12 protein-coding genes are annotated in these 12,005 nt (G+C 58.7%); all 12 read left to right on the top strand.

Annotated features, from left to right (window positions below):
* Window positions 1–79 precede the first annotated feature (79 nt).
* The 12 genes from ADIMK_RS03220 to ADIMK_RS03165 all read left to right on the top strand — a co-directional run bounded on the left by ADIMK_RS03220 (window position 80) and on the right by ADIMK_RS03165 (window position 11,992).
* A complete protein-coding gene (locus ADIMK_RS03220) occupies window positions 80–1,381 on the top strand; it encodes a homoserine dehydrogenase (protein ID WP_036183565.1) in 1,302 nt (433 codons plus the stop codon).
* A 13-nt stretch (window positions 1,382–1,394) separates the two neighbouring features.
* On the top strand, window positions 1,395–2,789 hold the full coding sequence (gene thrC, locus ADIMK_RS03215; RefSeq protein ID WP_036183558.1) for a threonine synthase: 1,395 nt from the start codon (window positions 1,395–1,397) through the stop codon (window positions 2,787–2,789).
* A 76-nt stretch (window positions 2,790–2,865) separates the two neighbouring features.
* A complete protein-coding gene (locus ADIMK_RS03210) occupies window positions 2,866–3,684 on the top strand; it encodes a YdcF family protein (protein ID WP_036183552.1) in 819 nt (272 codons plus the stop codon).
* Window positions 3,681–5,420, top strand: a complete 1,740-nt coding sequence (gene recJ / locus ADIMK_RS03205; RefSeq protein ID WP_036183549.1) for a single-stranded-DNA-specific exonuclease RecJ — start codon at window positions 3,681–3,683, stop codon at window positions 5,418–5,420. Before ADIMK_RS03210 ends, recJ begins: the two co-directional genes overlap by 4 nt.
* Before the next feature lie 221 nt (window positions 5,421–5,641).
* Complete coding sequence (locus tag ADIMK_RS03200; RefSeq protein WP_036183546.1) at window positions 5,642–6,304, top strand: hypothetical protein; 663 nt, start codon at window positions 5,642–5,644, stop codon at window positions 6,302–6,304.
* 114 nt (window positions 6,305–6,418) lie between these two features.
* Window positions 6,419–6,601 (top strand): hypothetical protein, encoded by a 183-nt coding sequence (locus tag ADIMK_RS03195; RefSeq protein WP_036183543.1) that lies wholly within the window; start codon window positions 6,419–6,421, stop codon window positions 6,599–6,601.
* Complete coding sequence (gene nfo / locus ADIMK_RS03190; RefSeq protein ID WP_036183541.1) at window positions 6,601–7,461, top strand: deoxyribonuclease IV; 861 nt, start codon at window positions 6,601–6,603, stop codon at window positions 7,459–7,461. The genes ADIMK_RS03195 and nfo overlap by 1 nt, the downstream gene beginning before the upstream one ends.
* A 70-nt stretch (window positions 7,462–7,531) precedes the next feature.
* A complete protein-coding gene (locus ADIMK_RS03185; protein WP_051692394.1) occupies window positions 7,532–9,361 on the top strand; it encodes a bifunctional diguanylate cyclase/phosphodiesterase in 1,830 nt (609 codons plus the stop codon).
* A gap of 66 nt (window positions 9,362–9,427) precedes the next feature.
* Window positions 9,428–10,060 carry an NUDIX domain-containing protein gene (locus tag ADIMK_RS03180; RefSeq protein WP_036183538.1) on the top strand — a complete coding sequence of 211 codons (633 nt, stop codon included), beginning with the start codon at window positions 9,428–9,430 and terminating at the stop codon, window positions 10,058–10,060.
* The gene (locus ADIMK_RS03175) at window positions 10,057–10,500 is read left to right on the top strand and encodes a DUF1249 domain-containing protein (RefSeq protein WP_036183535.1); all 444 of its coding nucleotides are present in this window, start codon (window positions 10,057–10,059) and stop codon (window positions 10,498–10,500) included. The genes ADIMK_RS03180 and ADIMK_RS03175 overlap by 4 nt, the downstream gene beginning before the upstream one ends.
* Window positions 10,493–11,272 (top strand): phosphodiesterase, encoded by a 780-nt coding sequence (locus ADIMK_RS03170; RefSeq protein ID WP_036183532.1) that lies wholly within the window; start codon window positions 10,493–10,495, stop codon window positions 11,270–11,272. The genes ADIMK_RS03175 and ADIMK_RS03170 overlap by 8 nt, the downstream gene beginning before the upstream one ends.
* Window positions 11,273–11,347: 75 nt before the next feature.
* Window positions 11,348–11,992 (top strand): YqiA/YcfP family alpha/beta fold hydrolase, encoded by a 645-nt coding sequence (locus ADIMK_RS03165; protein WP_036183529.1) that lies wholly within the window; start codon window positions 11,348–11,350, stop codon window positions 11,990–11,992.
* Window positions 11,993–12,005: the final 13 nt, after the last annotated feature.

Below are 12,005 nucleotides of genomic sequence, written 5' to 3'. Positions count from 1 at the left end.
CTCCTGGGCCGTCTGTATGCAAGGGCGGTTGCGAAGAGAGGGCTAACGGGTTGTTTTGACAAGCAAAGCGAGGTGTTGTTTGAAACCGGTAAAAGTTGGAATCTGTGGTCTGGGCACCGTCGGCGGCGGTACCTTCAATGTGCTGATGCGCAACGCCGAGGAGATCGCGCGTCGTGCAGGGCGTCGAATTGTTGTCGAGCAGATCGGCGCACGGCGTGAACATCCGGGCTGCGATACTGCCGGTATTCAGATTACCAACGATATTTTTGCCGTGGCGACCAACCCGGAGATCGACATTGTCGTCGAACTCATCGGTGGCTATGACACCGCCCGCGACCTGGTCATGACCGCCATCGAGAATGGCAAGCATGTGGTTACCGCCAACAAGGCGCTGATCGCCGTGCACGGTAACGAGATCTTCGCGGCAGCCCAGGAAAAGAACGTCATGGTTGCGTTCGAGGCATCCGTAGCCGGTGGTATTCCGATCATCAAGGCGATCCGTGAGGGCTTGGCGGCAAACAAAATCAATTGGTTGGCCGGTATTATCAACGGCACCGGCAACTTCATCATGACCGAGATGCGCGACAAGGGGCGGGCGTTTGACGACGTGCTGGCCGAAGCGCAGGAGCTAGGGTATGCCGAAGCCGATCCCACATTTGATGTTGAAGGGATCGACGCTGCCCACAAGCTGACGATTTTGGCCTCAATCGCCTACGGCATTCCGCTGCAGTTCTCCAAGGCGTATACCGAAGGGATCAGCAAGATCACTACCGAAGATGTGAAGTACGCCGAAGAGCTTGGCTTTCGGATCAAGCACCTCGGTATCAGTCGCCGTACGGATGTCGGTATCGAACTGCGTGTGCATCCGACCCTGATTCCGCAGTCTGCTCTGCTGGCCAGCGTTAATGGCGTGATGAACGCGGTTCTGGTGGATGCTGATGCTGTCGGGCAGACCCTTTACTACGGTCCGGGTGCCGGTGCAGAGCCCACGGCTTCTGCAGTCGTTGCCGATATTGTCGATGTGGTGCGCACACTGACGGCCGATCGTGATAACCGTGTTCCGCATCTGGCGTTCCAGCCCAGCCAGCTGTCCGATCTGCCGGTTCTGCCGGTGGACGATATCGAGACCGGCTACTACCTGAGGCTTCAGGCGGTGGAGCGTCCGGGTGTGCTGGCCCATGTGACCCGTATTCTGGGAGGCAAGGGGATCAACATCGAGGCGATCATCCAGAAACAGACGACCGAAGCTCAGGTGCCGGTGATCCTGCTGACGCAGCGTATCGCCGAGCGGGTCATGAACGAGGCGATTCGCGAGATCGAAGCGCTGCCGGATATCCTCGGCGAAGTGATCCGCATCCGTGTCGAACACCTGGCAGATTAAGGACCGAACAACGATGAAATATATCTCCACCCGTGGCCAGGCGCCTGCGCTCGAATTTGGTGATGTGCTGCTGGCTGGCCTTGCCAGCGATGGCGGTCTCTACGTGCCCGAACAGCTACCGACCTTCTCCAGGGAGGAGATCGCGTCCTGGGCTGGTCTCTCTTATGCAGAGCTGGCTTTCAAGGTGATCAAGCCGTTCGTCGATACCTGTATCAACGATGCCGACCTGAAGCGGATGATCGATGAGACCTATGCCGGGTTTAACCACTCCGCCGTAGCACCGCTGAAAGAGCTGGGCACCAACGAATGGGTGCTGGAGCTGTTCCACGGCCCGACACTGGCGTTCAAGGATTTTGCCCTGCAGCTGCTGGGCCGCCTGATGGACCATGTCCTGGCCGAGCGTGGCGAGCGTCTGGTGATCATGGGGGCGACCTCGGGCGATACCGGCTCTGCCGCAATCGAAGGCTGCCGTCATTCAGAGCATCTGGATATCTTTATCCTGCACCCGCACAACCGTGTGTCCGAGGTGCAGCGCCGTCAGATGACCACGATTCTGGCCGATAACGTGTTCAACATCGCGCTGGAAGGCAACTTCGACGATTGCCAGCAGATGGTCAAGGACAGCTTTGCCGATCAGGCCTTCCTGAAAGGGTTGAAACTCGGAGCGGTCAACTCGATCAACTGGGCCCGCATCATGGCCCAGATCGTCTACTACTTCTCTGCGTCTCTGGCTGTGGGCGGTCCGCACCGTCCGGTGGCGTTCTCTGTACCGACTGGTAACTTCGGCGACATTTTCGCCGGCTACCTGGCCAAACAGATGGGGCTGCCGATCAGTCAGCTGGTGGTGGCAACCAACCGCAACGATATCCTGCATCGCGTGATCAGCGGCAACGACATGTCCAAGGGCGATCTGGTCCACACCCTGTCGCCGTCCATGGATATCATGGTCAGCTCCAACTTCGAGCGTTTGTTGTTCGATGTTTACGGACGTGACGGCAGCGCGATCAGCGAGTTGATGGACCGCTTCAAGAAAGAGCCGGTGCAGCTGGATCAGAGCCGCTGGGAACAAGTGCGTGAGCTGTTTGATAGCGCCTGTGCCGACGATGAAACCACCTGCAGCACCATTGCCGATGTGTACGCCGAAACCGGCTACCTGCTGGATCCGCACACGGCGATCGGGGTCAAGGCGGCGCGCGAATGCTGGCGCGACAAGTCGGTGCCGATGATTACGCTGGCCACAGCGCATCCGGTCAAGTTTCCGGAGCCTGTAGTCAAAGCGGGTCTCGAGTCTCCGCAGTTGCCTGAGCATCTGCATGATCTTTTCGAGCGCGAAGAGCGCGTTGAAGTGATCGATAATGATCTGTCCGCGGTTCAGGCGTATATCGCCTCGCACGTACACCGCGACTGATTCATGCGGGCCCGGCCACTGGTCGGGCCTTCGCTCTACCAGCCGTCTGCCATCGGCCTAAGCCGGGGATGATGCGATGGATAGCTTTTTTAACCTCTCCAAGCTGTTCTGGTTCTTTGCCCGCCCTGACCACTTTCTGGTGTGGATGCTCCTGTTGGGGTTGTTCAGCCTATGGGTTGGCTGGCGGCGATTGGGCATCGGCTTGTTGGTCGGTGACTTGGTGCTGCTACTGTGCATCATGCTGATGCCGCTGGGTGACGCGCTGATGATGCCGCTGGAGAGCCGCTTCCCTCAGCCCGATAGAAACCTGAAGGTCGACGGCATTATCGTGCTTGGCGGTGGTGAGCTGGCCGAAGAGAGTGTCTATTGGCATCAGCCCCAGATCAATCAGGCCGGTGAGCGGCTGATGCTTATTCCAGTGCTGGCGCACCAGTTCCCTAAAGCGAAGATCCTGTTCAGCGGCGGCAGTGGTTCGGTACTGCGCCCGGAGTTCAAAGGCGGTGATGTCGCTAAAGCGTATCTCGACAGTGCCGGATTGTCCGGGCGTGTGTTGATCGAGCGGGACTCGCGCAACACACACGAAAACGCGATCAATACGATCAAACTGCTTGGCGGTGTCCCCAAAGGTAACTGGCTACTGGTAACCTCGGCGTATCACATGCCGCGTTCGATCGGCATTTTTCGGCGTCAGGGTTGGGAGTTGACCCCCTATCCGGTGGATTATTACGCGCTGAGCGATGATGGGCTGCATCTGGCGCCGGGGTTATGGAATAACCTGAGCGAGATCGAGATTGCCCTGCGCGAGTGGGTCGGCCTGCTGGCCTACTACCTCAGCGGTAAAACCAGTCAGTTGCTCCCGGGGCCATTACCCGCCCCCGAGTCCGAGGCACTATGACGCAACACCCTCTTATTGAACGTCGCCCCCAGTCTGAAACACTGCCGCAGGGGCTCTCTGAACTGCATCCGGTATTGGCGCGCATCTATGCCAGCCGCGGGATCAGTGATCTCGACCAGCTCGGCAGACAGCTCAAGGAGCTACTGCCGGATACGCAGATGCACGGTATGGACGCAGCGGTGGCGCGTCTGGTGTCTGCACTGGAACGTCAGGAGCGGATCCTGATCGTCGGGGATTTTGATTGCGACGGCGCGACCAGTACCGCGCTGGCGGTGCTGGCGCTACGCGATTTTGGCGCGGCTCAGGTGGAGTATCTGGTGCCTAACCGGTTCGAGTACGGTTATGGCCTCAGCGCCGAAATAGTTGAGGTCGCGGCGACCCAGTCGCCGCATCTGATCATTACGGTGGATAACGGCATTTCCAGCATCGAGGGCGTTGAGCGGGCCAGGGCGCTGGGTATTGATGTGCTGGTGACCGATCACCACCTACCCGGTGAACAGTTACCAGCGGCCTGCGCCATCGTTAACCCGAATCAGCCCGGCTGTGAATTCATGGCCAAGTCGACCTGTGGGGTCGGGGTTATCTTCTATGTGATGATCGCCCTGCGCCGCGCCTTGGCCGGGCACGGCTGGTTCGAGCGTCGTGGCCTTGGCGCACCCAACCTTGCGGCGCTGCTGGATCTGGTTGCGCTGGGTACGGTAGCCGATGTGGTCGCGCTTGAGCGCAATAACCGTACCCTCGTCTATCAGGGGTTGCAGCGTATCCGGGCCGGACAGGCGCGCCCGGGCATACTGGCGCTGATCGAAGTGGCTGGGCGTCGTCGGGATCAGCTCAGCGCGACGGATCTCGGTTTTGCGCTGGCCCCCCGGTTGAATGCGGCAGGACGTCTGGAAGACATGTCGATCGGCATCGAATGTCTGCTCAGCGATGATTACGAATATGCGCTGGATCTGGCGCGGACGCTGGACGATCTAAACCGTGAGCGGCGCGGAATCGAACAGGAGATGCAGCAGCAGGCGCTAGTTCTGCTGGACCGGCTTCAGCTCGATGATGCGGCGCTGCCCTACGGACTATCACTGTACGACCCGACCTGGCATCAGGGCGTAGTTGGTATTCTGGCCTCGCGTATCAAGGAGCGTGTACACCGTCCGGTTATCGCCTTTGCGCCGGGCGAGGATGGCGATATCAAGGGCTCGGCCCGCTCGATCAGCGGTTTTCATGTCCGTGACGGTCTGGATGCAATCGCCGCCCGCCACCCGGGATTGATCAAAAAGTTTGGCGGCCATGCCATGGCGGCCGGGCTGTCGCTCGAAGCGGCAAAGCTTGATGCGTTTCGAGATGCCTTCGATGCCGAAGTGCGACGCCAGTTGGATGAAGAGGCGCTGACACAGCGCGTGCTGACCGACGGAGCGCTGACGGCGGATCAATTTTCGCTGGAGCTGGCTGAACTGATTCGCGAGGCGGGGCCCTGGGGGCATCAGTTTCCCGAGCCGCGCTTTGACGGTCGTTTTCGGCTGATCCAGCAGCGTATCGTCGGTCACCGTCATCTCAAGGTGGTGCTGATGGAGCCGCTTTCCGGTATGGCGCTGGATGGTATTGCGTTTAATATCGATACCAGGCGCTGGCCGGATCAGTCGGTTACCGAGGTTGAGGTAGTGTACCGTCTCGATGTGAACGAGTTTCGCGGTCAAAGAAATCTGCAGCTGATGATTGAGCAGCTGCTTCCCGCCCGCTGAGCATTTTCAGAGCTGGCAATCTCGTTCCTGTTTGTAGGTGTTGGTGGGAAACGTCTTGCCGTTTTATCACCGCTGCAGGCGATCAACCGATACCGCCTCTTTGCGAGTCTTTGGCCGGTGTTGTCTGGAGCCAGGCAACGGCAGCGCATCTTCTCCGGTTGCGATAGGCCTGTATTTTGCTTGCATCAGGCCGTGGTGCAGATATCGAAAGGAGGCGCATCTTGGACATCATAACCGCAACACATAGCTCCCTATCTCCCGCGCTGGAAGGACGTGTCGACCTAAACCGGGTGCTGGCAAGCGACAGTACCGGGAACTCTTTTGCTCTGGAGATCGAGCGGGCGGGAAAAGCGTATCGGCAGGCATGGGAGGAGCCGGTTGCCAGCAGCGAACAGCCGTTGGAAGAGTCTGAGGTGGAGACTCGATTGGCGGCTATCAAAGCCAAACCAAACATGGAACGGACGGCTGCGGAGACCGAATATCTCATCGAGCACGATACTCGAATGGCTGAAATAGCCGCGAAGGATATAAACCAAAGAACCGCGGACGAGATCGACTATATGCAGAAAGCCGGTGGTTTTGTGAATACCATGTCGAAGCTCAGCCCCAAGGAGAGGGCGCTGTATGACGAGCTGGTGGCAGCAGGTGACACAAAGGCGGTCGAGGCCATGAACAGGATAGCGATGACCAGGTATGCCTTTGAGGGCACTATCACATTGCCCAATGGTGCCAGGTTCGATCCTGATTTGACTGAAATATCGGTACAGAATATCGAAAAGTTTTTCCGCCACTGCTTTGACGATCCCGGTGGCGAGATCGGCCGATCATTCGACGCCTTGGCAGCGGCACTTGATCGGCGGGTATCGACACGGGAAACGGTGTGAATAGGTCAGGGTTGTCCTGTCCGGTTGTCGCTGTATGAAGTGCAGGGCTAGGATACGCCCCCCGTTTTGGTCGATAATGGCCGTCCCCCCAACCAGCCAGGAGTACTACTACCCATGCATGAATTGAATTTGGAAGAGCTGAGCGCACTGTTGGCGGTATTTGAACGCGCAGGGGTTCAGGCGGGCGAGAGTATGGAAGGGCAGCTGCTGTCCCGTATTCGCACGCTGCACGCGGAAAAAGAGGAGCTGGACTCCATGGATTTCGATGACTGCCTCGGCGGAGCCTGCAAGCTGTAATGTATTACGTAGGAGCTCATGTCAGCGCGTCAGGCGGCGTCGAAAACGCGCCGCTTAATGCCGCCGCCATCGGTGCGAACGCCTTTGCACTGTTTACCAAGAACCAGCGTCGCTGGGATGCCAAGCCGCTGACCGCGAAGAGTATCGATGCGTTCAAGCGCAACTGCGAGACACACGGTTTTACGCCGGATCAGATCCTGCCTCACGACAGCTATTTGATCAATCTGGGGCACCCGGAGGCAGATGCCTTACAGAAGTCGCGCGATGCTTTTATCGACGAGATGCAGCGGTGCGAGCAGCTGGGGTTGAAGTATCTCAACTTCCATCCGGGCAGTCATCTGCGCAAGATCGACGAGCGTGAGTGCCTGAGCCTGATTGCGCAATCGATCAATCTGGCGCTGGAGAAAACCGAAGGCGTGGTTGCGGTGATCGAAAATACGGCAGGCCAGGGGTCGAATCTCGGTTGCCGTTTCGAGCAGATCGCCGAGATTATCGATCAGGTTGAGGACAAGTCCCGCGTCGGCGTCTGTCTCGATACCTGCCATACCTTCAGTGCCGGTTACGATCTGCGTACCGCTGACGCCTGTCGCGAGAGTTTTGCCGAGTTCGAACGCATCGTCGGCTTCAACTACCTGTGCGGTATGCATATCAACGACTCCAAAGCAGCTCTGGGCAGTCGTGTCGATCGACACCACAGTCTCGGTCAGGGCGAGATCGGCTGGGAGGTCTTCCGCTTCATCATGCAGGATGCGCGTTTTGAAGGTGTGCCCCTGGTGCTGGAAACCATCGACGAGACCATCTGGGCCGATGAGATCCAGCAGTTGCGTCGATTCTCGCAGGGTGAGATGTCCCTCGCCTGAGCTGTCACTGCATTGTCATTGAATCGCCATAAACTCGGCCCTAATCGGCTGTTTTGTAAGGTGATCCAGAATGTGTGCAGAGATTCAGTTCGGGCAGGAGATCGAAAGTGAGCAGGAGGAGTTGTCGCTGCTTACCGAGATTATCCAGAAGGAGTGCCTCTATCCGGTATTCCAGCCGATCGTCGATCTCAGCACCGGAGAGTGCCTCGGCCACGAGGCGCTGATCCGGGGCCCGGCCGGCACGCCGCTGCATCCGCCTTACCGTCTGTTCAATGCCGCTATACGCCACCATCTGCTGCACCGCCTTGAGCTGCTGTGCCGACGCCGCTCCATCGAGAGCTTTGCTTCACAGTCACTTGGCGGCAAGCTGTTCCTGAATGTGTCCGCATCGCTGCTCAGTACACCGGACTACCAGCACGGATTCACCATCGAATTGCTGCAGGCTTTGGGTATTCCTCAGGAAGATATCGTTATCGAGCTCTCCGAGCAGCACCCCTTCGACAATCACGGGCTGACGCGCTCGGCGGTGGATCACTACAGGCAGATGGGTTTTCGTATCGCCATCGATGATCTGGGCAGCGGCTACTCGGGGCTCAAGCTTTGGGCCGATCTTCAGCCGGACTACGTCAAGATCGACATGCATTTTGTCCGCATGATCGACCGGGATTCGGTCAAGCGTGAGTTCGTGCGTTCGATCTGCAACATCGGCCGCACCCTGCACTGCAACATCATCGCCGAGGGGATCGAAACGCTCGAAGAGCTGCATACCCTGCAGGAGATGGGGGTGCGCTACGGTCAGGGCTTTCTGCTGGGGCGTCCCAAGGAAGATCCGGTGATGAGCATCGATCCTTTGACCATTCGCCATGGCTACCTGCAGAGCAGGGGAGGCGAGCGCGGCGCGGCTGAGAGCGATACGGCACGTGCGCTGGTGCGCAGTATTCCGGCGGTGGCGCCAGAGGATCGGTTGTTGGAGGTCAGCGAGATTTTCCGCGCCTTGCCGAATGTCGGCTCGGTGCCGGTGCTGGTGGACGGTGAGCCGGTTGGCGTTATTCGTCGTGGTGATCTGCTCGAGCTGTTTTCGGCGCAATATGGGCGGGCGCTGTATGAGCAGAAACCGGTTTCAAGGCTTATGCGTGAGAATGCGTTGGTGGTGCCTTGCGAGACGCCGCTGGAGCGTGTGTCGCAAATGATTACCGAGCAGGACGAGGCGGAGCTGATCCAGCAGGAGCTGATCATTGTTCAGGACGGCTGCTATCTGGGTATGGCCAGCGTGCGGGATCTGCTCAAGCGCATTACCGAGTTGAAGATACGCAATGCGCGCTATTCGAACCCGCTGACGCTGTTGCCGGGCAATGTGCCGATCAACCGTGAGATCGATCTGTTGCTTGGTCACGCCACCGATTTCTATGTCGCCTATTTTGATCTGAACCACTTCAAGCCGTTCAACGACTGCTACGGTTATTCGCGAGGCGATCAGGTTATTCGCCTGCTCGGCATGCTGCTGAGCAATAATGTCTCGGCCGATATCGATTTTGTCGGCCATGTGGGCGGAGATGACTTCGTCGTGCTGTTCCGCTCGCGTCAGTGGCGCGCGATTTGCGAACAGGTTATCGACGAGTTCGGCCAGCGTGTGCGTGAGCTGTATCGAGCCAGCGACTGGGAGTCGGGCGGTATCTGGAGCTCTGATCGCACCGGTGAGCGCTGCTTCTTCCCGCTGTTGTCGCTGGCGGTGGGCGTCGTGCATCCGGACCCTTACAAGTGCTCGAGCTACCATGAGGTGGCTGAGCTGGCCGCTGAAGCGAAGAAGCATGCCAAACAGCAGAGCGGAGATATGATCTATCTATCTTCCCAGCGTCATTTGAGCCCGCTTTGGCGCTCGGGCGTTCAGGTCGGCACCTGAGTCGCGCAGAAATTCCCCGGCGGATTGGGTTATAGTGTTGGCTATACCCTTTGCAGGAATCTGGCGATGCACAAAAGCTGGCAGCCCTCATTTGGCCCGGACGACTTTCGTATCGATGAAGATCTCCGGGTGTTTGACGGCTATTTCAAAATGTATCGACTGAAACTGGTCCATCGCCGCTTTCATGGCGGAGAGGTCAGTATTCAGCGAGAACTCTTCCGTCGCGGCAACGCCGTCTGCGTATTGCTGTACGATCCACATCAGGACGCGGTGGTGCTGGTCGAGCAGTTCCGTGTCGGTGCGCTTGAGGCGCCTGAGGGGCCCTGGTTGCTCGAATTGGTCGCCGGTATCGTCGAGCCGGGTGAGACCGCCGTCGATGTCGCGGTACGTGAAAGTGATGAGGAAGCGGGACTGGCCATCAGCGGTGTGCGCCCGATCTCCCGTTTCCTGCCAAGCCCCGGTGCTTCTGACGAGTGGATCGATTTGATGTTCGCCTGTGTCGATGCGCGTGAGGCAGAAGGTGTACACGGCTTGCCAGAGGAGGGAGAAGATATCAAAGTACAGGTGATCGACGCCGAAGCGGCGTTTGAACTTGTGCGTGCTGGACGGATCAATAGCGGACCGGCAATCATCGGGTTGCAGTGGCTGGAGTTGAACCGGCCGCGCATCCGCAGCGAGGAGAGCTCAGCGACAAAATGAAACGCAAGTATGTACCCGATCTTCAGCGGCAGATGTCGGTCTGTGAGACCAACTATGCGCGGATACTGAAGCTGTTGCCCGATCTCGATACTCAGGATCAGCGTGAGTATCAGATCAGTTGGCACGGCCGCAGTGCCGTTGTGCGTCTGCAGGTCGAGGAGCGTTTCCGTTACACCAGCACATTGCTGGTCAGCCGCCAGCTCGAGAGCGAGTCACGCTGGCTGGACGCCCCCCAGTTGTTGGTGCGCCTCTACCATGACGCCGGCATGGCCGAAGTGATCTGCATCCGTCAGCGCCGTCAGCTTGCCGGACGCTATAACTATCCGAACCCGGATATGCATCAGCCCGACGAGAAGGTCCAGTTGAACGAGTTTCTCGGCGAGTGCCTCAGCCAGTGCCTCAGTCATGGGCATATGATGGAGCCGGTGTTCGTTGGCTGAATCCACTGCCCGTTACCTGCTGCAGATCAGCGATTGTCACCTGATGCCCGATGCCGGGCAGCGCTTTCGTGGCCTCGATACCGATGAGACCCTCAGAGCCGTTGTCGCGCATGCCAAAGGCTTGGACATCGACTTCGATCATGTGCTGCTCAGTGGTGACCTGGTTCATCACGGTGCGCCGGATGCCTATCGTCGGTTGCTGCAGATTGTGTCGCCGCTGCCCGGGTCGCAGCACTGGATTCCAGGCAATCACGATGAGCGCGCCGCCATGCGAGCTGCTTCGGAACGCCCGCTCGGGCGTGAGCTTGTCCGCTGTGGGGCATGGGATCTGTTACTGCTTGACTCCACCGACGCCCCGGACGGTCGCGGCAGCGGTTCTCTCAGTGCAAGCGAACTGGAGTGGCTTGATCAGACGTTGGCTCATAGCCATGAACGTCCGGCACTGATCGTGTTGCACCATAATCCCGTCGTCACCGGCAGCGCCTGGCAGGATCCGATCATGCTGGGCAATGCCGACGCCTTTGCCCGTATCGTTGATCGCCATGCCCGGGTTCGCGGTATCATCTGCGGTCACCTGCACCAGCATCAGGCATTGAGGCTTGGGCAGGTGCCGGTCTGGTCTGCGCCCTCTACCGGTATTCAGTTCAAGCCCGGACAGCGTGATTTCATGCTCGAAGATGATCCGGTGGCGGCCTGTCCCGGTTATTGTGTCTACCGTCTGAGTGAAGAGGGCGGTATCGAGGCGAGTGTGCATCGAGTCGAGGCTCGGTAGTTGCGCCGGCGTCCCGGCTTGGGTAACGTCTGCCCCTGATCGAATCACTTCCAGATATGAGGGGCCGCGTAGCCGATGTCCAATACGGCGTATATCTATGTCCACGGCTTTAACAGCTCCCCTTCATCCTGGAAGGCGCAGGTATTGGGCAAGGCATTGCACGAGCGTGGTCTGGCAGGGCAGTTCATCTGTCCGGAGCTGTCGCATTGGCCGGAACGGGCGATCAGGCAGCTGGACGCATTGATAGCCCAGCAGAGTGAATTGCAGCGCGATATCGTTTTGATTGGCAGCTCACTGGGTGGATACTACAGCAGCTATCTGGTCGAGCGGGCGGTGGCCCGCGGTGAACGACTGAGAGCGGTGCTGGTGAATCCGGCGGTTTACCCCTATCGTCTGCTCGAGGAGTGGCTGGGGGAGAATCAAAATCTGTATACCGCCGAGCGGTACGAGCTCACCCGCCGACATCTGGAGCAGTTGCTGGCGCTGGATACCGGTGTGCCGGCGGAGCCCGAGCGCTATCTGCTGCTGGTACAGACCGGCGATGAAACCCTGGACTACCGAGAGGCTGTGGATAAGTTCTGCCACTGTGCCCAGTTTGTACAGCCCGGCGGTAGTCATGGATTTGATCGATTCGAAACACTGATACCCGCTATTCTGGCGTTTGCCGAAGAGCGCATCGAGCTGCCCGAGCCGATTGCGTTGTCGGCAACAGCCCTCTGACGACAGGAAATAA

The organism is Marinobacterium lacunae, assembly GCF_000705555.1.
GTDB classification, from domain to species: domain Bacteria; phylum Pseudomonadota; class Gammaproteobacteria; order Pseudomonadales; family Balneatricaceae; genus Marinobacterium_D; species Marinobacterium_D lacunae.
The sequence above is the reverse complement of the archived record's forward strand: the minus strand, read 5'-3'. Positions and strand labels throughout refer to the sequence as shown.